The organism is Leeuwenhoekiella sp. ZYFB001 (genome assembly GCF_011784865.1).
Classification (GTDB): domain Bacteria; phylum Bacteroidota; class Bacteroidia; order Flavobacteriales; family Flavobacteriaceae; genus Leeuwenhoekiella; species Leeuwenhoekiella palythoae.
The window spans coordinates 3,345,888-3,367,743 of sequence record NZ_CP050460.1; the positions used below are offsets into that span (position 1 = coordinate 3,345,888).

18 protein-coding genes are annotated in these 21,856 nt (G+C 41.6%); 12 read left to right on the forward strand and 6 right to left on the reverse strand.

What is annotated here, in order from left to right; translation table 11 throughout:
- Nucleotides 1-42 precede the first annotated feature (42 nt).
- Nucleotides 43-792, reverse strand: coding sequence for a TerB family tellurite resistance protein (locus HCN54_RS14320; RefSeq protein WP_167598322.1), 750 nt, complete (start codon nt 790-792; stop codon nt 43-45).
- A 432-nt stretch (nt 793-1,224) separates the two neighbouring features.
- On the opposite strand from HCN54_RS14320, the gene HCN54_RS14325 reads away from it, so the two are divergent.
- From HCN54_RS14325 to HCN54_RS14350, 6 genes are all read left to right on the forward strand, one after another.
- Nucleotides 1,225-1,635 (forward strand): BrxA/BrxB family bacilliredoxin, encoded by a 411-nt coding sequence (locus tag HCN54_RS14325; RefSeq protein WP_009781878.1) that lies wholly within the window; start codon nt 1,225-1,227, stop codon nt 1,633-1,635.
- A gap of 129 nt (nt 1,636-1,764) precedes the next feature.
- Complete coding sequence (locus HCN54_RS14330; RefSeq protein ID WP_072980721.1) at nt 1,765-3,555, forward strand: chloride channel protein; 1,791 nt, start codon at nt 1,765-1,767, stop codon at nt 3,553-3,555.
- A gap of 3 nt (nt 3,556-3,558) precedes the next feature.
- Nucleotides 3,559-4,218, forward strand: coding sequence for a hypothetical protein (locus HCN54_RS14335; protein WP_167598323.1), 660 nt, complete (start codon nt 3,559-3,561; stop codon nt 4,216-4,218).
- A gap of 16 nt (nt 4,219-4,234) precedes the next feature.
- Nucleotides 4,235-4,507, forward strand: a complete 273-nt coding sequence (locus tag HCN54_RS14340; RefSeq protein ID WP_072980725.1) for a hypothetical protein — start codon at nt 4,235-4,237, stop codon at nt 4,505-4,507.
- A gap of 90 nt (nt 4,508-4,597) precedes the next feature.
- A complete protein-coding gene (locus tag HCN54_RS14345) occupies nt 4,598-4,789 on the forward strand; it encodes a cold-shock protein (RefSeq protein WP_009781881.1) in 192 nt (63 codons plus the stop codon).
- Nucleotides 4,790-4,888: 99 nt separating this feature from the next.
- Complete coding sequence (locus HCN54_RS14350) at nt 4,889-5,656, forward strand: amidohydrolase (RefSeq protein ID WP_167598324.1); 768 nt, start codon at nt 4,889-4,891, stop codon at nt 5,654-5,656.
- A 24-nt stretch (nt 5,657-5,680) separates the two neighbouring features.
- Here the strand turns inward: HCN54_RS14350 and HCN54_RS14355 are convergent, their stop codons facing one another.
- Together HCN54_RS14355 and HCN54_RS14360 are read right to left on the reverse strand one after the other, a co-directional pair.
- The gene (locus tag HCN54_RS14355) at nt 5,681-7,300 is read right to left on the reverse strand and encodes an Ig-like domain-containing protein (RefSeq protein ID WP_167598325.1); all 1,620 of its coding nucleotides are present in this window, start codon (nt 7,298-7,300) and stop codon (nt 5,681-5,683) included.
- A 91-nt stretch (nt 7,301-7,391) separates the two neighbouring features.
- Nucleotides 7,392-8,069, reverse strand: coding sequence for a ComF family protein (locus tag HCN54_RS14360; RefSeq protein WP_167598326.1), 678 nt, complete (start codon nt 8,067-8,069; stop codon nt 7,392-7,394).
- Between the two features lie 53 nt (nt 8,070-8,122).
- Between HCN54_RS14360 and HCN54_RS14365 the strand changes: the two genes are divergently transcribed.
- The 3 genes from HCN54_RS14365 (at nt 8,123) to HCN54_RS14375 (ending at nt 13,776) form a co-directional block, all read left to right on the forward strand.
- The gene (locus tag HCN54_RS14365) at nt 8,123-9,004 is read left to right on the forward strand and encodes a hypothetical protein (protein WP_072980733.1); all 882 of its coding nucleotides are present in this window, start codon (nt 8,123-8,125) and stop codon (nt 9,002-9,004) included.
- 117 nt (nt 9,005-9,121) lie between these two features.
- The gene (locus tag HCN54_RS14370) at nt 9,122-10,657 is read left to right on the forward strand and encodes a glycine--tRNA ligase (RefSeq protein WP_167598327.1); all 1,536 of its coding nucleotides are present in this window, start codon (nt 9,122-9,124) and stop codon (nt 10,655-10,657) included.
- Between the two features lie 101 nt (nt 10,658-10,758).
- Nucleotides 10,759-13,776, forward strand: coding sequence for a GEVED domain-containing protein (locus HCN54_RS14375; RefSeq protein ID WP_167598328.1), 3,018 nt, complete (start codon nt 10,759-10,761; stop codon nt 13,774-13,776).
- A 23-nt stretch (nt 13,777-13,799) separates the two neighbouring features.
- Here HCN54_RS14375 and HCN54_RS14380 read toward each other — a convergent pair whose 3' ends face one another.
- On the reverse strand, nt 13,800-17,219 hold the full coding sequence (locus tag HCN54_RS14380; RefSeq protein WP_167598329.1) for a DUF2460 domain-containing protein: 3,420 nt from the start codon (nt 17,217-17,219) through the stop codon (nt 13,800-13,802).
- A gap of 119 nt (nt 17,220-17,338) precedes the next feature.
- On the opposite strand from HCN54_RS14380, the gene HCN54_RS14385 reads away from it, so the two are divergent.
- The 3 genes from HCN54_RS14385 (at nt 17,339) to HCN54_RS14395 (ending at nt 20,267) form a co-directional block, all read left to right on the forward strand.
- On the forward strand, nt 17,339-18,106 hold the full coding sequence (locus HCN54_RS14385) for an exodeoxyribonuclease III (protein WP_167598330.1): 768 nt from the start codon (nt 17,339-17,341) through the stop codon (nt 18,104-18,106).
- A 78-nt stretch (nt 18,107-18,184) separates the two neighbouring features.
- The gene (locus HCN54_RS14390) at nt 18,185-19,144 is read left to right on the forward strand and encodes an OmpA family protein (RefSeq protein ID WP_167598331.1); all 960 of its coding nucleotides are present in this window, start codon (nt 18,185-18,187) and stop codon (nt 19,142-19,144) included.
- Nucleotides 19,145-19,232: 88 nt separating this feature from the next.
- Nucleotides 19,233-20,267, forward strand: a complete 1,035-nt coding sequence (locus HCN54_RS14395; protein ID WP_167598332.1) for an NADP(H)-dependent aldo-keto reductase — start codon at nt 19,233-19,235, stop codon at nt 20,265-20,267.
- Between the two features lie 115 nt (nt 20,268-20,382).
- Here the strand turns inward: HCN54_RS14395 and HCN54_RS14400 are convergent, their stop codons facing one another.
- Both HCN54_RS14400 and HCN54_RS14405 read right to left on the reverse strand, forming a co-directional pair.
- Nucleotides 20,383-21,084, reverse strand: coding sequence for an FKBP-type peptidyl-prolyl cis-trans isomerase (locus HCN54_RS14400; protein ID WP_167598333.1), 702 nt, complete (start codon nt 21,082-21,084; stop codon nt 20,383-20,385).
- A gap of 79 nt (nt 21,085-21,163) precedes the next feature.
- Nucleotides 21,164-21,856 carry a ZIP family metal transporter gene (locus HCN54_RS14405; protein ID WP_205881691.1) on the reverse strand — a complete coding sequence of 231 codons (693 nt, stop codon included), beginning with the start codon at nt 21,854-21,856 and terminating at the stop codon, nt 21,164-21,166.

Sequence of the window (21,856 nt, forward strand, 5' to 3'; positions counted from 1 at the left end):
TTAAAGGGCTTTTTAGTTGTACGGATTAACTTCTAGCAAATACTACATCCCGCGCTCTTTTTGAATGGTTTCATACGCGTCCTGCACATTTCTAAACTTTTCTTCTGCTCCGGCGCGATAGGCTTCATCCATATGCTGTAGTTTATCTGGATGGTATTTTTTTGCCATATCGCGATAAGCTTTCTTTACTTCGGCATCAGTTGCAGATTTATCAATCTCTAATATTTTATACGCACTATCAGAATTTTTAAAGAACATCGCTTTAAGTCCTTCAAACTCATTGCGGCTTAATCCTAAATACCCCGCAATACTTGAGATCTGATTCACCTCTGCGGTAGAAACGTTTCCGTCTGCCTGAGCGATCCCAAATAAAAAGTGAACAATTTGTAATCGAACTTCTCTGCGTGTACGCTGTACCAAATACGCACAAATACGCTGCGCATTTACCTCACGCTTTTTCACCACCTCATTAAAGGTTCTAAAAGTCGCATTGGCGCGCTCTTTACCATAAGCTTGCACAAAATACTGGCGCACATAATCCATCTCCCGCTGACTCACTTGCCCATCTGCTTTGATAACTATAGAGCAAAGCGAAAGTAAATTCAGCTCAAAATCTCCCGGAGTTACTGTTTGCTGCCCACCACTAAATGGCGAGCGACTTCTGCCCGAAGCTTGACCGTCACTTTTATTGAAAAACAAATTATCTATGAGCATCCCAATCACATAGCCTGCAACCGCACCTAGAAATCCTCGGTAAGCAAAGCCTATGATGGCTCCTATCCATCGTATCATTTAATCTTTTTTATTCGGTTTTGGTTTATTTGCTTGTTGCAATCAACCCTCCTACTTTTTAATTACTAGCCAACCCGATGATCATCGGGACAGAGTTTTATACCTTTTGGCAGTGTTTATAAACCCGTGCAAAAATAAAGCCTTTGCTACAGGTAGGTCGCAAATATGACAAATTGTTACTCGCAGTGATAGGATTGTACGTCACGTGTTTGGTCAAGACCTGCTTTGTTCTTTAAACGTATGCGCAAAGGATTGAGGCCTTGTGGAGCTCGTTTGCAATGAGCAACATTGCAAACAGCGACGGCCGAAAGCCTGACTTTGCCCCTAGGCAAAGATGCGCCCAAATAAAAAAGCAGATGCTCAACGTAGGGTTTACAACTTATGCCCGACTATTATTTTATATCTTTGTAAACCAAAATTAAAAAAGAACTTATGTATCCAGCAGAATTAGTAAAACCTATGCGTGAAGACCTTACTTCTGTAGGTTTCACAGAATTACATACAACAGACGATGTACAGGCAGCTATGAAAAAAGAAGGAACCACGCTTGTTGTGGTAAATTCAGTATGTGGTTGTGCAGCGGCAAATGCCAGACCGGGAGCGCGTATGGCTTTACAAAATGCAAAAACTCCAGATAATTTATACACTGTTTTTGCCGGTGTAGATCGCGAAGCAACAGAGCTTGCACGTAATTTTATGGTGCCGTTTCCTCCTTCTTCACCTTCAATGGCGTTATTTAAAGATGGTGAATTAGTACATATGTTGGAGCGTCATCATATTGAAGGGCGTCCTGCAGAACTTATTGCAGATAATCTTGTAGATGCTTTTAACGAGTATTGCTAGTAACGTACGCTTGCTAAAATATTGAAACCCTGCCTCTTCGGCGGGGTTTTCTGTTTTGTATAATTAATTTCTAATTATACTATATTTTGATTTATACACCTTACTTTTGCGGCAATAAATCGAGTGATAATGCCTGGTAAAAAACCTCTTTTACATCGCTTTCACGCCTGGCGCTACAAGCATATTTCTAAGACCACATTTATCTATTTTTTAAGTGTGATCACAGGGCTTCTTGCCGGTCTAGGAGCTGTTTTGATCAAGAACTTTACTCACGTAATTCAAAATCTTCTTGAAGGAAAACTCGTTGAGAATTACAGGTATGGGTTTTACTTTTTGTTCCCGATTATAGGTCTTGCTCTTACGGTACTTATCGTAAAATTTATCATTAGAAATCCGCTGAGTCACGGGGTTCCTATGACGCTGCGCGCTATCGCAAAGCGAAAAGGTTTATTACGCAATTATCAGGTTTACGCTTCTTTAATTACCGCGCCGATCACCGTAGGTTTTGGAGGATCGGTAGGATTAGAGAGCCCTACAGTGGTTACCGGTGCAGGAATTAGTTCGTACCTCTCCCGCATCTTTCATATGGATCAAGCGCACCGCAATTTACTGTTAGGCTGTGCTGCAGCGGGTGCTATGTCTTGCATTTTTAAAGCCCCCATAGCAGCGATCATATTTGCCGTAGAAGTCTTTAGTCTAGACCTTACTTTGTTATCGCTGATGCCGTTACTTTTGGCATCACTTTCGGCGATCTTAACTTCCTATTTCTTTTTTGGATCAGATACTATTTTACCTTTTGAGCTTAAGGATGCTTTTACTATTGCAGATTTTCCATACTATATGGTTCTTGGCGTAGTTGCAGGATTGACTTCGGTGTATTTTAGTAAAGCCTATTTTGCGACTCAAAAGTTCTACAGCAGGTGGACCTCAGCTACAACCAGACTTATCATTGCGGGCGCTTCGCTGGGTGTGCTTCTGTTTTTTATTCCACCCTTGTATGGTGAAGGTTTTGACATTATCAACCAGCTGCTTGAGGGCAACACGATAAGTGCTCTGGGCGAAACTTTTTTTAGTGATTATCTTGAAAACATTTGGGTGGTAATCGCACTGCTTGCAGGTCTGGTACTTTTTAAAGTGATCGCTTCTGCCATAACCTTTGCCGGTGGTGGAATAGGGGGTATTTTTGCTCCTGTTCTTTTTATGGGCAGCGTGATGGGCAATTGCATTGCAAAAGTCATCAACAACTTGGGCATTAACGGTGTTCATATTTCAGAAAGTAATTTTACCCTTGTGGGAATGACCGGTTTACTTGCGGGAGTACTTCACGCACCACTTACTGCAATTTTCCTTATTGCCGAGATTACTGGTGGTTACGGGCTTTTTATTCCACTGATGATCACTGCGGCCATCGCCTATGGAATTAATAAATACTTTTTGCCGCATTCGGTTTACGGGATGGAACTTGCCGTAAAAGGCGAACTCATCACACACGATAAAGATCAGGCGGTGCTTACCTTACTAAATGTTGATCAGATCATTGAGTCTAATTTCATTCGGGTTAAACCGAATATGACTTTAGGCGAAATGGTAAAATGTGCAGTCGCGAAATCTACCCGAAATTTATTTCCGGTGGTGAACGAAGAAGACGAACTCGTAGGCGTAATCACCCTTGATGATATCAGAGAAATTATGTTTGATGCGTCGCTGTATGACACGACAAAAGTGGGCAGCTTAATGCACGCCGCGCCGGAGTATATTTACCTAGAATCTGATCCCGCAAAAGAAGTGATGCGCAAGTTTCAGGACAGTGGCGCGTGGAATTTACCCGTGATCAAAGACGGAAAATACCACGGCTTCATTTCAAAATCAAAACTCCTTACCGCGTATAGACGTATGCTGGTGAGCTTTTCAAGAAAATAGCCCATGTTCAAACAAAAGTACGTTATCATTATATGCTGCGTTTTTTGTTTTTCGGCATACGCTCAAGATATCAGTCCGTCAGTTTTTGCCAAACTCAACGGCTTTAGAAACAAGAGTTTTAAAGAAAATGGATTTTATGATATTCAGCTAGGCTTTGGTTTATTCTCAGACTTTTGGATCGCTCCTAAACTGGCTTTTAAGCATAACATTGGGGCGCTAAACGATGCTTCGGTTTTTACGGAAACTACAGAAGAACAGCTACGCACCAATTACACAGGTAATCTTGTAAGCGTAGGAACTAAAATCAGGCTCTCAAAGCCTGAAGACGTTTGGCTCTTCTTTTGGCCCGAATATAGCTTTGGAAACTTTAAGTATACCAGTTCGTATTTTAAAACTGAAAATAACCCCGCACGATTGCAGCTGCAAGAATCAGTTAATTATAAGAACCGACAGGATTACTTTGATTTTGCCCTGGGGCTTGAAGGTTATCTTGACTTTGATCAGCGTTTTTTAATTTCGGCATACTTGGTTTATACGACTTTAGACTTACGTCAGGATTTTGATCAACTTTCATTTACGCAAACCAGGCAACGCCCCATTCCTGAAAAGAACAGCAGTTTAGGGATAGGTGTAAGTTTTGAATATCATTTCAGTAAAAAATAAATTAACTCAAAGTACTATGCGCAACGCGATAATCATACTTTTTTGCATTCTTTGTTTAACCTTAGGTTACGGCTTTTATCTCAGATATTTTACGGAAGATACCCTAACGGGTGATCGGTTTTTAGGCCTAACCATTTTGGCCGTTGCCTTTATTTTGATGCCGATGTTTTTATATCACCGTTGGAAAGACCGCAACGTGAAAGATTATATGCTTGATGAAGATAACATAAGGAAGATGAGAGACTTCAATGAAAGTAAAGAATCACGCAAAAATTCTGAAAATCAATAACTTTTGTAAAAATAAATTTACCTTAAGTTAACTTTTGTGTTGTTTAAACACGTAGCTTTGTATCAATATTAATTTTTTTACAACTTTATAATGAAAGGTACAGTTAAATTTTTCAATGAATCAAAAGGTTACGGATTCATTACTAACGATGACACAGGCAAGGACATCTTTGTACACGCAACCGGTCTTAACGGTGAAGTGTTAGAAGAAGGTGACCAAGTTGAGTACATCGAAGAAGAAGGAAGAAAAGGTATGGTAGCTGCGCAAGTACGCGTACTATAAGCCAAGATATATATAAGTATATTTAAGATTCCAATACCCGCTGCGTTGCAGCGGGTATTTTTTTGTCCTAACCTCAACAGCTTTTTGTACTTTTAAATTATGCAAGACACCTTAAAAATAGCAGCAATTCAAGCAGATCTCGCTTGGGAGAACCCGGAAGCTAATCGTTCGTATTTTGATCAAAAAATAAGCGAGATAGGTGGTGTAGACCTCATTGTTCTACCCGAAATGTTTGCAACAGGTTTTAGTATGAATCCTAAAGGTATTGCTGATACCGGCGATATGGTTGCGTGGATGAAAGCTACTGCAAAAGCTAAGCAAGCCGCACTTGCCGGAAGCTTGATGATTCAAGAGCACGATAACTATTACAACCGCTTTTATTTTATTACTCCTGACGGCAACAGCACTACATATGATAAACGCCACACCTTTACCCTAGCGGGTGAACACAAGGTTTACAAACGCGGTGAAAAACCTGTAATCGCTACCTACAAAGGCTTTAAATTTTTATTGCAGGTGTGCTATGACTTGCGTTTTCCTGTTTTTGCGCGCAATACATCTAATTATGACGTGATGCTCTATGTCGCCAACTGGCCTAAAAAACGCGTTTTTGCGTGGGATACTTTACTTAAAGCACGGGCAATAGAAAATATGAGTTACTGCATAGGTGTAAATCGTGTAGGCCTTGATGGCGGCAATTATGAATACAACGGCTATAGCGGAATTTACGACAGTCTGGGCGCTACTTTAGCTTTCGCGGAAGCGGAAGAAAAAACTATTTATGCAACCTTAAGCAAAGCCCATTTAGAAGAAACCCGCAACCAACTGAATTTTCTCGCCGATCAGGATGCGTTTGAATTGAAATAGCAAAATTTTAATGTGATGTTCAGCTTATTCCTGAGTTAGAATAAAAGTATTTTTAGGATACCAGCCCGAGCGTAAATCCAGCAAATCCGGATAGTATAAGACTTCTTCCGGTTGCTTTTGCTCCAAATAATTTCCGGTATCGTATTTACCATTCTCGTTAAGATCTACGATCACACGTGCATAGTATTTTCCGGGTTCAATTCGGTTAAACTGAAATACTGTGGTGCCCGGTGCTCCAATTATTTCACGTTTTACATCACCTTTTTCGGTCACTAATTGCACTATGTGTTGTACGTCTGCGGCGCCTTGCAACGTTAAATCATACTCACCGTAATCGCCGTAGGCTTTTGTTGAAGCACTAAAATTGAGCGTATCATTCTTAGATTCGTAGAAATCGGTAAGCGCTTCCGGAAGCATTTGAATGCTGTACGATTCATTTTCTTCCGTTTCAAATTTGAGCGACATCTGCAATTTCTCAGGGAATAAATTCACCTGAAACGCTTCAACTAATGTTGAGTCCTTTCGGCTGATTTTGATTTTTGAAGTGTCAACCGCCACCACAGGGATGGTTGTGTTGAACAGATAAGGCTCTTCTAAGATCAAGCTGCTGGTCACCGATTGAATCTGAAGCGAATCTGGCTTTAAACCACGCTTTCTAATGTACATCGTATCTAGCAACTGCTTATTTCCGTAAGTTTCAAAAATCAACGAATCTGTTTCTACCTGAGGCTTGTACCAGTATTGTAACGAATCTTGACCTTTTTTAAGTGTTACCAGGCGTTCAAAACCTTCGGGTTTAGCACTGATCAATTTTACATCTATACTATCAGGATTTCCGGTAAACGGAAACGCAATGCGCTGTGCTGATGCTTGTTTTGGTCTTCCGGTTTCACTTTTTAATTGCTCGTTAAACAAGCGCAAAACATATACGCTATCTGTAGGCACCTCAATAAAACCATCATAAAAAGCGATTTTATCTTTATCTGGCTGAAAGGTATAGTTGTTTGCATCGTCCTTCATCGCTACCAACTTATAACGCCCCTCTTTCACATTGGTAAGTTCAAAAACCACAGTGCTGTCTAAAGTGTTAGTAATGTAGCGCGGCACATCTTTATAAACGATAGAATCAGAATACGTCGAGTCGGCCTCATAAAGCATCACGGTCACATACTCATCTGGTTTTTGCAAGAGCGCATCTCTGATAACCCCGGTTACATTAAGAGAATCTATATAATCCCCAGTAGAAAAAACATATTTAAAAAACGGAAACGCATTACCCTCATTGTTATCTGTAACACTTTCGCCAAAATTGAATTGATAGGTAGTATTTGGCGTAAGCGTATCTGTGATCTGAATATCAATATACCGCGATGCACTCCCCTGCGGACTCACTTGCGCTTTAGGGTTCATCGGTGGAGAAACGATAAGGTTTTTACTTATATCCTTAAGTTTGATATACTCGTCAAAATAGATTCTGATTTCCTTTCGGTCAAAATTTGTGGTGTAATTGGGAGGATCAGCACGCACCAAAACCGGCGGTGTTTCATCTTTGGGCCCTCCTGTAGGAGTACCACGTTTGGCACATTGTACCACAAAAAGCAGTAAAATAGAAACAGAAACGAGCTGTAAAACCTTTTTTGACATAACAGCGCAAAGTAACGATTATTTTTAAAGATGAGACAGCAGTGCTTTTTGATAATCATCAGAAAAGAAGCTGCGTTCTAAAACGAAAAAATCACTGGGCTATTGCCATCACGGCAACGCTCAATTTAATGTCTGGTATTTGCTGCAAGGCGAGCGCACAACCTTCGATGGTTCCTCCTGTAGTGATTAGATCATCTACTAGCAAAATATGCTTCCCTTGAAGGCTTGCGGTTTCGGTAACTGCAAAAGAGTCTAAAACTTCGGTTCCTCTAAAAACACGGTTTAAAAATACCTGTGTACGCGTTGCTTTTGTTCGATATAAAATAGCATCGTGATACGGCTTATTTAAGCAGTGCGCAATCGCTTTACCAAATCCCGCCACCTGATTATAGCCGCGTTCTCGTAATCGAGATTTATGTAAAGGTACCGGGATGACGCAGTCTATCGCAGTAAATGCAGGAGCTTCAGCAAGCTGGCTCCCCAACCAGTTTCCCATAAACGGGCTAAGTTGTTCTTGCCTGCGATATTTTAAATTGTGTATAAGTTGCTGAACCCGTGTTTTCTTATCAAAATAGAACAAAGACGCCTCAAGGTGAATAGTTGTTCTGCCGTATAATAATTTTTGTATAGGGTTGAGCGTTGTAGTATGCAAATGAGTCACAGGCAGGGTGTGCCTGCACGAAGTACAAACAAACGCTTCTCCCTCGCTCAGCAGTTCGTCACAAGCGCTGCATTGATCAGGAAAGAAGAGTTTCAGCAAAGACTTCATCTCATTTTGATTAATTATTATAACTTTCGCACTAAGATATCAAAATAGGCTGCATGAGTGCTACTCGCAATAACAATGCTTTAAAGATTCTTATCGGTATACTTTTTCTATTGCTCCTGGGGATGGGTGGCTACACCTACAAATTTTACCACGAGCTAAGCGCCAGTAAAGTGGCGCTGTCTGAAGAAAAAGAACTTCTCAAAGAAGAGTTGAGTGACCTGTTAACCAATTACAATTCTGAAATTGAGACGAATAAATTGCTCACTTCAGAATTGAAAGAAGCCCGCTCTCGTATTCAAAACTTACTGTATCGTTTAGAGCAATCAAACAGTACACAAAGTACGCTTCAAAATTACAGACGCGAGCTGGCCATCTTGCGTGACGAGCGTGATGCGTTGCGCAAAAAAGCCGACAGCCTGCTGCTCGAAAACGCCCTATTAGTAACTCAAAAAACCAATGCCGAAGCTGCTTTTGATGAAAGCATTGTAGAACGGGATTCACTAAAACAGCAAAATGAAGCGCTACAAGAAAACCTCACAAAAGGCGCTCAACTCACGGTTAGCAAATTTAGAACCAGCGGGGTGATCTTGCGCCGCAGTGGTAAAACGGTGCCGAACGACCGTGCGGGCCGCATTGATAAAATTGAAATTTGTTACACCATCAACGAGAATGTGTTAGCGGCACCCGGAATTCACGATTTCTACATTCAGGTGATCAACCCCAAAAATAATGTGATGGGCGAGCACGTTTCGCTTGCTTTTGGTGAGAATATTTTGATCTATAGCGCGTACCAGCAGATCAACTATCAAAACGAAGAACTACAAAGTTGCGTTTGGATCAACCCAATGGCAGAAGAATTTGACCCCGGAATATACCGTATTAATTTGTTTGAAAATGACCGCTTACTCAGCAATAGCGTTGTAGAACTCGAATAAGGCGGCTTTAAAAATCATCGTATAAAAAACCGCTGCATTGCTGCGGTTTTTTTATTTTTACCTCCTTGTTTCGCAACAGCCAAACAACCAAAATCAAATACAAAAGCAACATACCAAATGGCACAACAGGAAGATCATTTTAAAAAGGTAATATCACACGCAAAAGAATACGGCTACATCTTTGGGAGTAGCGAGATTTATGACGGCTTGAGCGCTGTTTACGACTACGGTCAAAACGGAGCCGAGCTCAAGAAAAACATACGTGATTACTGGTGGAAAAGTATGGTGCAAATGCACGAGAATATCGTGGGTATCGATGCTTCGATCTTTATGCATCCCACTACGTGGAAGGCTTCCGGGCACGTTGATGCATTTAACGACCCACTTATTGACAATAAGGATTCTAAAAAGCGCTATCGTGCCGATGTGTTGATCGAAGATTATGCTGAAAAGCTGAATCAAAAAGCGCTTAAAGAAATAGCAAAAGCAAAAAAACGCTTCGGAGACAAATTTGACGAGCAGGAGTTTGTAACCACAAATCCACGTGTTTTACGTTATCGCAAGGAACAGGAAACCGTTTTACAACGTATGGCGCGTTCTCTTGAAGCAGAAGATCTTGCTGATGTAAAAGCTTTGATCGAAGAGTTAGGCATCGCAGACCCGGATACCGGTTCAAAAAACTGGACAGACGTGCGTCAATTCAACTTGATGTTTGGGACTAAATTGGGTGCTTCCGCAGAAACTGCGACCGATCTCTACTTAAGACCAGAAACCGCTCAGGGAATTTTTGTAAACTTCCTGAACGTGCAAAAAACCGGAAGAATGAAGATCCCTTTTGGGATTGCTCAAACCGGAAAAGCGTTTAGAAATGAGATCGTAGCGCGTCAGTTTATTTTTAGAATGCGTGAGTTTGAACAAATGGAAATGCAATTTTTTGTACGTCCCGGTGACGAACTTAAATGGTACGAGCACTGGAAAGAAACCCGTCTAAAATGGCATTTATCGCTAGGGCTTGGTGAAGAAAATTATCGTTTTCACGATCACGAGAAGCTAGCACATTATGCAAATGCAGCAGCAGATATCGAGTTTGATTTTCCATTTGGTTTCAAAGAATTAGAAGGAATTCACAGCCGTACCGACTTTGACCTTAAAGCACATGAAGAATTCTCTGGTAAAAAGCTTCAGTTTTTTGATCCTGAATTGAATGAGAACTACGTGCCTTATGTGGTGGAAACTTCAATAGGTCTTGACCGTATGTTCTTAGCGGTATTCTCAAAATCTTTAGAAGAAGAAGAATTAGAAAACGGTTCTACCCGTACCGTTTTAAAACTTCCTGCGATTTTAGCGCCTGTGAAAGCTGCGATTCTTCCGCTAATTAAAAAGGATGGATTACCTGAAGTTGCTCAAAAAATCATCGACGATTTAAAATACGACTTCAATGTAACCTATGACGAAAAAGATGCTGTAGGGCGCAGATATCGCCGTCAGGATGCTGCCGGAACGCCATTTTGTATCACTGTAGATCACGATACTTTAGAAGATGAAAGCGTAACCATTCGCGATCGCGACACCATGGAACAAAAGCGTGTAAAAATCAGTGAACTGGCTACAATCTTACACGAAAAGATAGATTTTAAACATTGGGCGCAATAATCACGTCTCATTTTAATAGATAAAAAAGAAGCTCCGCAAGGGGCTTTTTTTGAACCTTATAGGCTAAACTTTCGTACATTTAAAGACCTAATACACTGAAAATGAAACAACGCTACACCTTGAAATTCCATCATACTACTCTTTTAGCTTTTTTTATTGTATTTATTATTAGCAGTTTAGGCACTACTGCTTTTGGTCAGGAAAAAGAAAAGCCTACACTTTATGGTAAAATGCGATTTGTGCGCGAAGTTCCAAGCCTTGCTTCACAGCTTAAAAATGGTACGTTCAAGGCCGCTGATAGATCCCACAATCCAGAAGAAATTAACCCGAAGCGACGCCGCGCAAATCAAGTGGTTCCGGGAAAGGGCTTCCCAAAAGATGGTGACCCACTGATCAAGAAGCAAGACCAAAAAAACAAGTCTGATTCTAAATCCTACACGTTAGAGCCCATTAACGTATTTGAAGCTAATGTTTCAAATTTTACGCCTTCTGACCCTACAGGCGCTGCCGGTCCCAACCATTATGTAGCTGCTTGGAATGTAGGTTTTGCAATTTTTGACAAAAACGGAAACGCATTAACCGAAGCCGCCAGTCTGGGAACTCTTTTTGAAGGAAATGAAGCCGGTGATCCAATTGTGTTGTACGACGCACCCGCAGATCGCTTTATCATTACCCAATTTGAAAATGAGGATGAAAGCGATGCAGACAACGACTTTGACAATGGTTTAAACATTGCTATTTGTCAAGGTTCTGACCCTGTAAATGACGGTTGGTATGTTTATACCGCCGGTTTTGAAACCGGTGCATTCCCTGATTATCCTAAATATTCTGTGTGGCACGATGGCTATTATATTACTTCAAACATTGCTATTTCGGGTGGCGATGCGACCGGGGATGCTGTATTTGTAATGGAGCGTGAAAAAATGCTTCAAGGGTTGAGCGACGTGGGATTTTTAGGATTTCCGTTACCTACCCTGCAACGAACCGGCTTTTATAGTCCGCAATTTTTCAATATCAGCACAGCTAATGCTCCAACGACCGGCGGGGCTACTGTTTTATATTTTCAAGATGACGGCTGGTCTGGAGTTGATGATGATCACTTAAAATTATGGACGGTGGACGTCGACTGGGACACGCCAGAAAATTCAAGCATTTCTCAACCCGAAATTCTTACCATAAGCGATTTTGACGGTGTTTTTGACGGCGGAAGTTTTTCTAACTTACCTCAGCCTGCAGGCGCAGAGATCGATGCGATGCAAGGGACCGTGATGAATCAGGCACAGTTTAGAAAATTTGACGATCACAATTCGGCTATTTTTAATTTTGTGGTTAATGTTGCCCCTCTTGGCGAAGAACAAGCCGGAATTCGCTGGTATGAACTACGGCAAACAGGCGATGGCCAACCGTGGACGATTTATCAGGAAGGCACTTATGTTTCTCCTACCGGAAACAACGCCTTTGGTGCTAGTATGGCAATGGATGGCGCCGGCAGCATCGCGATGGGTTATACCACCGTAAGTGCAGATCTGCCGGTTACCTTAAACTTTACAGGAAGATATACTAATGATCCATTAGGTGAAATGTCTGTCCCTGAAGCGTTTTTAGCGAGCAGTACAGGCGTTAGCACTTCAGAGCGTTATGCAGATTATACACACCTTACGATTGACCCGGCTGATGATGAAACCTTCTGGTTTATTTCAGAATACTTTAATCCGCAGCGCACCGATATTGTAAGTGTTTTTAAACTGGCGCCAGACAATGCAAATGACGTTCAGGTTATTGCTATTGATAGTCCACAAGATGGTGCGCTCTCTGCCACCGAAAGCATAAGCATAACCATTAGAAACGCCGGGAGTACCACGCAAACCAGTATTCCGGTAAGTTACACTGTAGATGGCGTAACGGTTGAAGAAACCTACACAGGATCGCTTGCTTTTAACGAAACGGCAAGCTACACCTTTACACAAACCGCAGATCTATCTACCATTGGTGCAGATTACACCATTGAAGCGTCTACCAACCTTGAAAATGATGAAGATACCAGCAACGACACCATGTCGATTACGGTGAAAAATCTTTGGCAAAATGATGTTGGTGTGGCTTCTATAGACACTCCTGAATCTGACTCAGGTCTAGGCGCTGCAATCGCAATCTCGGTTACAGTTACTAATTACGGGCAGGATGCTCAGAGCAACTTCCCCGTATATTATCAATTGAATGATGGCGAGCAGGTCACAGAAACTTTTGATCGAAGCATCGCCGCACAGACTTCAGAAACATTTACATTCAGCACCACAGAAGATTTTTCGGCAATTGGTACTTATGAGATTACCGCGGGTACCGCTTTAGAAACCGATAGCGATACTTCTAACGACATCGCTTCGGTAACGGTTACCAATGACTATTGTCAACCCGTCTCTAATTGTAGTGGTTTTGGCGATGGTGTTACTCAGATAAATTTAGAAGGAACCACAGTCACCACAGCATGTTCCGAAACCGGCTATACTGCTGATCTTGACACCGTTTTTGATCTTGATATTCAGAACGATCCTTATACAGGTGTGCTTCAAGTGGGGTATCAAAATTCGGATTATGCCATTTTTATCGATTTTAATAACAATGGTGGCTTTGAAACTTCTGAACTGGTTTCTAGCGGAACCGCACCATTTGCCGATGTGGATGCCGAATTTGAACTTGAATTGCCGGAGGGCGTTGCCTTAGGAACATATAGAATGCGCGTGCGTGGGGCTGATTCTGAATACGAAGGTGATGTGACAGACGCTTGTGGCGAACTCGCGTATGGTCGTACCAATGATTACAGCGTGCGTATTTTTAATAGCCTCTCGGTTGAAGAGAATATTTTTCCTGAGAGCGAACTCGTAATTCTTGAGCCGGAACAAAATCATTTTCAGATTTCTTTAAGCACCGAAGAAACCACCGAAAAAATGGCGGTAAGTGTTTATTCTATTCTTGGTCAGAAATTAGCCGAAAACTGGATCGAAAATGAATACGGTAGCTATGTTTATGATTTAGATATGTCTTACGCCTCAAGTGGAGTTTATATCGTACGAATTGGTAACAGAACCGGCGGACAATCAAAAAAGATCATCGTTAAATAAGGTTTTAAATTTTATACTGAAGTTTAAAAAATAGCACGCAGTTGCACGGTGCCCGTGTGAATCGTTCTTGAATCCTCGCTGTTTCTACCGAAATAGGCCAGATTCAAATCTAAAAATTTGGTCAGGCGCTTCTGTGCTAAAACATTCCAAGTGAAATTAGATCCGGGCTGTAAGCCTTCGAGCATCTGGTAAGCTACTGGCGAAAACGCACTACCGCTAAATGAGTTTTTGATATAATTTGCTTCGATATTAAAGGAGACTTTTTCGGCGTTGCTATATGCGAAAGCCATCCCAAAATTTTGCTGGTTTAATTGCTCCAATTCACCTAAGGTATTTTCTTTCCTATTAAGCGTGTAAAAAGCTTCTAAACGGGTATTGTCATTAAACAAATAAGAAAGTTTTGGGTTTAGTTCAAAGGTTTCTAAACTGTAATTGCGCTGTTCAAAATTCTCTGATGTGCTGCTGTTGGTTCCTAAATCTGCATTAAAATTAAACAGATAGCTGGATTTTATCTTGTGTAAAAAGGTGAACTGATGACTGCGCAATTCATTAGTTTGTAATCCTAACGAAATCAAATTGCGCGTTGAATTTGCTAAATAAGTATAACTTGAGGTATACTTTTGCTTCCCTCTGTTAAAGAAAAACGTATTTCTAAAATTCAGGTTCAATCCTAGCGTATTATCTACTTCTTTAAAAGGATTCAAGTTAAAAGTATCACCTTCCCGCAAGACCCTGCGGTCAATTAAATAACTGGTTTGATTGTAAAAGTGAGAAGCAAATTTTTTGAATCCGTTTTTACCACTCCACTGTTGCAAATTAAAGGTGATGATCTGGCTCAATTTATTTTGATGGGTTTTCACAAAAATCTGATTGGGTAACAAAACCCGCACAAAGTCTGCCTGATCTTGAAATTGCGCCACCTCAAACTCTTCGAGTTGCTGAACACCGTCTGCGTTGTAATCTATCCACGTATAAGTTCCTAAACCCTCATCTACTTTCACATAGGTAAATTCTTGCTGAGGCAAAGTTCCGCTACTGGTTTCAAAAACCGTATTGAGCCGTATCAGATTTTTGAACAACTTTTGATCATATAAAATTCGGGAGTTTAGCGATTGCTCATCTTCATAACTTTGGTCTGTATATCGTAGTTGTCGGTAATTTGCATATAGCCCTAAAGACGTGTTTTCATTCTGTATCAGTTGGGATTTTAAATAATACGTATTGCTATGGTTTACCTCTTGCAAGCTGTTGCCCCTTAAACTATCATTCACACGATAGCGATAGCCCAATTCCACAAAAACTGCTGTACTATCTCCTTTACCCACAAAACCTTGATACGCTTTAAAACCTTGACTCAACGGGTCATAAACCCCAGAAACCGGATTCCGGCTCACATTATCTTCTGCTTGAACTTTGGCTCCCACCCAGGCTTTTCTGAATCCATAAATTGTTGCGGCATTCAATCTAAAAAATCGGGTGTTTGCGGTGTCTGCTTCAGACTTTAAATAGCTGGCATTAAATTGCGTGCGTAATTTTTTAAACCGAAGCGCTCCGCTTAGCATATTTCGATTTCCCGAATAGTTCTGACTATACTGTAGATGTTCAAAGCTATAATTCACAACCCCTACTGCGGTATCTTGATATTGTATTCCTGAAGTGATCAAGGTTTGATCGCCTTGAGGAAGCAGCGGCAAATTCCAATCTCTACTGAACTCAATTGCGTAGGTACGCTCTACATTTTGAAAGGTATTCTGAATATGATCAAGCGTCCCAAAGGCCGTAAGCTGCTTGCTTTGGTTTTGTTCATAAAGCGTCTGCGCCAGGTTCAATCGACCTGCAAAACCTTTATTATTACCATCATCTAAATCTGAAAACAAATTGAGATCCTCTTTGCTTGCTGCACCTTCGAAGGATACACTCGTTTTCTCTGAAGGATTATACGCCCCTTGCACCACCGCCATTCGTAATTGTGTAGGCGCAAATAAACGCGATACAGGCGCATAACTGCCTTGTGCAACACCGTTGATCGGAGCGACATATTCATAAATCCTGTTGATCGCCGAAGCATTGGTCAACACATAATTTCCTTGATTAGCACCAACCTCAGTAAACCGCACATTGTACAACTCCTCTTCAGGATTATTTGAAAACTCATAAACCGCTCTTCCGTCTTGAAAAAACTTTCGGTATAAAATCTTGTTTTCATTGTACGAGTCAAGATTGGCACTGGGTGCAATCATCAATTCCTTGTTATCGCCGGCTTCTTGCAACACAGCGACTTGCTCTTGATTTAAGTTTTGCAACAAAGGTTGGTTTTTAGCATCATTCTCAGAATACACATGCGCATTCAACTGCAGTTTACCATCATCACTGCGATGCCCACCACCGGCATACGCGATAATTCGGGTGAAATTTTGCTCGCTATATTGATACTCTACCGAAATACGCATCTCGCTGGTTATGGGAAATGTGGGGTTAAAACGTAATTCTCCCGCATTATAATCTATCACATAATCTGCAGTTTCTCCGCGTTCTAATAAAACCCCATTCACAAAAACGCGCTCGCTTCCGCTAACGATGAGTACATACAGTTCGCCGTTGGGACCCGTAAGTTTGTAAGGACCTTGATTGCCTTCCTGCCCGGTAAATCTGCTTTGTGTAAAAACGCCGCGTACGAGCGCTCCTGTGGCAAAAGCTTCGGTTTGTGAAGACTCGTGATTGATACGCCCGTAAAGCGATAACCCCTGAACCTTTTTTGTAAACCTTCCAAAATAAGAGGTGTTGTTTTCGAGATTGATATCACCGGCTCTGATGTTCCAATCGTCGCTGAACAATTCAATAAAAATCTGATCAAATTCATCAAGCCGTTGAGAGTAACCTCCATTTTGCTGCGGAAGATTAGCATCTTGCAGTGACGCGCGCAGCGATACCTTTTCACTCAATTTCCCCGTAATCTGTAGATCCAATTCACTGGTTAAAGTACTGTTTTGATTGTTTCCGGCAGTCACACCGCGCACCAAACTCCCGGAAGTGGTCAAGCCGTCAAACGGAGTAAAAACCGCTGTATTCTCTTCTTCCTTTAGCGCGTAGACTTTATTCAGATTACCCGAACTGTTAACTACACGATCAGGATCATATTCAAAATAGGTTTTGGTTAAAAAATCAGGAAACACCCGGTACTTAAACTTCAAAGAATCTACTGTAGGCGCTTGCGCGTTTAAGCTGAAAAGAGCCCGCCCATAATCAATAGCATAGGCGGTACTGTCGAGTTGCATTCCTGAAAGTGTATAAACGGCAAATTCCACCGGATTGATACTTACCGAATCTATCAGCATTGTGTCCCGCACCGCCAGGCGTTTGACCCTGCTGTCACTAAATTGAAAATCCTGCGCAATACCAGTTGCAGCAATCCCAAAGCATAATATCAAAACAAGGTGACGCATCGGCTATAAAACTACGTGAAAAAGCCTAAAACCTACTATGCTCAATAGAATTGTATTGCAACCGCCAACACCCATTTTATACCGAAATACCTAACTTCGCCAAAATCCAAAATTTAAGCATGAAAATAATCACCTATAACGTAAACGGAATACGGGCTGCAATACGCAAAGGGCTCCTTGATTGGTTAAAGGCAGCCAACCCAGATGTGCTTTTACTACAGGAAACCAAAGCCCATAAAGAACAATTAGACATTGATCTTTTTGAAGAAACCGGTTACCACGATTATTGGTTTAGTGCTCAAAAAAAAGGCTATAGCGGCGTTGCTATTTTAAGCAAGAAAGAACCAGACAATATCGTGCACGGCACCGGAATTGATTACATGGATCACGAAGGCCGAAATATCAGAGCAGATTTTGGTGATCTGAGCATTATGAGTATGTATTTACCTAGCGGAACCAATATTGACCGCTTGGAGCATAAACTAAGATATATGGCAGATTTTCAGGAATATGCTGAAGAATTGCGCAAAACCAGACCTAACCTTATTGTGAGCGGCGATTACAACATCTGTCACGAACCTATAGATATTCACGATCCTGTTAGGCTCAAAAATGTAAGCGGTTTTCTCCCGGTAGAACGTGAGTGGCTAAGCGGTTTTATCAACAGCGGATTTACAGACAGCTTCAGACACCTTAATCCCGATGTTGAGCAATACAGCTGGTGGAGTTATCGCGCAAATGCCCGCGCAAATAATAAGGGCTGGCGCCTTGATTATAATATGGTCAGTGAACCTTTAAAAGATAAAATAAAACGCGCAGTAATCCTGCCTGAAGCCAAGCACAGTGACCACTGTCCTGCCCTTTTAGAACTTGATCATCAATCTTAAAATTGCTGCTTTTTTAGTCAAAGCCGTGCCAATATTTTTACATAGTCGGCGTTGACTATTAAAAAACAACTCAACCTTATGTTTAGAAAATTTTGCATCATTGCAGGCGCCGCAGCTACCTTATCTTCGTGTGTTTCGGCTAAAGTCTATAAAGACTTAGAATCTCGTTTTGCCGGTCTCAAAGCCGAAAATCAAGAGTTACAACAAGAGCTTTCTCAAGAAGAACGCCTGAGAAAACAATTTGAAGATCAGGCGGCACAGCTTGAAAAAGACTTGGCTCAGGCCACTAGTGAGCGTGATGATTTGCAGCGCAAATACACCACTGCACAAACCAACCTTAAAAACCTTCAGGAGTCTTACGACGCACTTGAAGCCAATAGTTCTAAGGCACTAGCCGAAAACTCTAAACAAAACCGGGAGCTTCTCGCGCAGTTAGATGAGAAACAAGCTAATCTTGCTGCTGAACAAACCCGTCTTGAAAAAATGCAGCGTGACCTCACCGAACGTTCTCGCCGTGTTGAAGAATTAGAGGCGATGATCGCTGCAAAAGATGCAAAAATGCGCGCGTTAAAAGATGCGATTTCTAAAGCTCTCGTGGATTTTGAAGGCAACGGTCTCACCGTTGAGCAACGTGATGGCAAAGTGTATGTTTCTCTAGAAAATAAACTCCTTTTTGAAAGCGGAAGCTGGAATGTAGGTGCTAAAGGAAAACAAGCCGTGAATCAGTTGGGAAGCGTACTGGCTCAAAACCCAGAAATCGCGGTCTTGATTGAAGGCCATACTGATGATGTGCCTTACGGCGGAAACGGACCATTAAAAGACAACTGGGATCTGTCTACTAAACGGGCTACAGCAATTGTAGAGATCTTACGCCAAAATGCGCAGATTGACCCTAAAAACCTTACTGCAGCGGGGAGAGGCGAATTTGCTCCCGTAGCGACCAACAGTACCGCAGAAGGAAAAGCAAAAAACCGAAGAATCGAAGTAATTCTCACACCAAAACTAGATGAAGTGACCAAATTGCTCAACGATATTTAAGCACTTCCTGTTATAAAAATCTTAAGCCTCACCAATTGGGTGGGGCTTTTGCATTTTTACAATACTTTCGCAACATCAATTTTTAATTATGCGATACACAAAACTCCCCGGAACTTCCATCGAAGTAAGTAAAATTTGCCTGGGCACTATGACCTGGGGCGAGCAAAACACCGAAGCAGAAGGACACGCACAACTTGACTATGCAATAGATCAAGGCATCAATTTTATAGATACTGCAGAATTATACAGCGTTCCGTCACGCGCGGAAACCTATGGCAGCACCGAGCGTATAATTGGCTCTTGGCTCAAAAACAGAGGCAAACGTGATGATCTTATCATCGCTTCAAAGATTGTAGGACCAGCAGCTATGTCAAAACACATTCGCACCGGTGGCTATACTAAAGAAGAATTTAAAGACGCGATTCATAAAAGCTTAAAGCGCCTGCAAACAGATTATCTTGATTTATACCAATTGCACTGGCCCGAGCGTAATACTAACTATTTTGGTAAACTAGGCTATACGCACAATCCTGATGAAGAATGGAAAGATAACTTTGCTGAAGTTTTAGGGTATTTGCAAGACTTTGTAAGTGAAGGACTCATTCGTCACGTAGGAGTGAGCAACGAGACCGCTTATGGATTGTCACGTTATATGGAAGAAAGCCGAAAAGGACTTCCTAAAATGATCACGGTTCAAAATCCTTATAATTTATTAAACCGAAAAGATGAAATTGGCCTTACCGAAGTAATGCAACGCGAAGAAGTGGGCTATCTGGCGTATTCACCGTTAGGTTTCGGAACGCTATCAGGAAAGTATATTGAGCAAAAAGATACCGAAGCTTCACGTATCAATAAGTTTCCGCAGTACAGCAGGTATTCTAACGAGCAAGCTGTTGAAGCAACCAAACGCTATCTTGACCTGGGCAAAAAACACGATTTGTCGCTTACCCAAATGGCCTTAGCCTTTGTAACCGACAGACCTTTTATGACTGCAAATATCATAGGTGCAACCAACTTGGAACAATTGAAAGAGAATATTGACAGTGTGAATATTCAGCTTTCTTCAGAGCTTCTAGAAGAGATTGAAGCAATTCATAACGCTATACCCAATCCTGCTCCTTAAGTAAAGCTGTAAGCTAACTATGGGCAAACCTTTGGGGTATTCGTTTGAAACTAAAATATAACTTTTGGTACTACCACTAAAAAAGCCGCGTTTCGCGGCTTTTTTAATTTTCTGGTTATTTCACTTTGATCAATTCAATATCAAAAATCAAAGTCGATCCCGGTGGAATTTCACCAATATCCCGATCTCCGTATGCCAGATCTGCCGGAATGTATGCACGATATTTTGCACCTTCTTTCATCAATTGTAAGACTTCCGTCCAGCCTGCGATGACTTGACCAACACCAAAAGTGATCGATTCGCCTCGCTCGTACGAACTATCAAAAACGGTTCCGTCAGTTAAGGTGCCTTCATAATGCACTTCTACACGATCTGAAGCTTCTGGTGAAGCACCTGTTCCTGCGGTGATAATCTCATACTGCAAACCACTTTCGGTAGTAATTATACCTTCTTTTGCAGCATTTTCTTCTAAAAAAGCCTTTTGCGCGGCGATGCGTTCTTCCTTCAGCTTTTCTTGAAGTTCCAGCAACTCGCGAGAATACCTGCCCATTACCTGACGACCTTCCTTTTCAGAAATTTGTGCGCTGTCTTTTAAGGCTTCTTGAAAACCAGTTAAGAACACTTTTTTGTCAAAGTAATTCTCATACGTGGCTTTGTCTTTCTTGATGTTTTCAGCAATAGAAACCCCCATATAATACGCCACCGAATCTTGAAACGATTGAAATAAAGGCGGCTCTGGAGTTTCTGCTAATTTTTTAGTTCCGCCACAGCTTGCCAATGCAATTGCCGCAGCTCCTGCAAGCACTAATTTTTTCATTGAACTTAAATTCGTTAGTTATGCTGCTAAACTACTCAATAATGCGCAGTTTGCTAGGGGTTTTATTCAACTGATTCATTTATCCCAAACTATTGAGATAAAATGCCAACACCAACCCAATCGCGGTAGCGATACCGGCCCAGTATGAATCTTGTTTATACGCTTTAGGAAACACTTCAATCGCAAGCGAAGCTACTACAGCCCCACCGGCAAAACAGCGAATGTAAGCAAGGAGTTCTTCAGAAACATCTGCAAGTGCCCAATTTCCTATCAAAGCCGCTAAAGAGAGTATCAAAGCGGTTGCTGCCCAAAGCAGAAGAATCTTCTTTTTTGATGCGCCGTTTTCGGTCATTTCTTTTGCGCCACCGGCGGCTTCAGGAAGATTAGATAGAAAAATAGACCCGGAAAGTGCGGCCACTGTCAAAGCATCAGCACCTATGAGCGCCACGCCTAAAGCTAAATTTTCGGGAATACCGTCAAGCGTGATCGCGGCAAGTAAACCGCCACCGCTATCTGATCCCCATTTTTGCTTTACCAGATAATCAAGGCCCGTAAATACCCCTGCTCCCAGTAAAACAATACCTAGCGCGATCAATACATTAGCCTTTTCTACAGCCGGATTGATCAACTCTAATACGGTAGAAACAATAAGGGCTCCTCCTGCCAAAGCAACGAGAAAGCCCTCTGTTTTCTTTTGTAAATTTCCGTAAATGCCCCAAATCGCTCCTAAAATAAGGGCTCCCGAGACTACGGCAATTACAAGATATGTCAA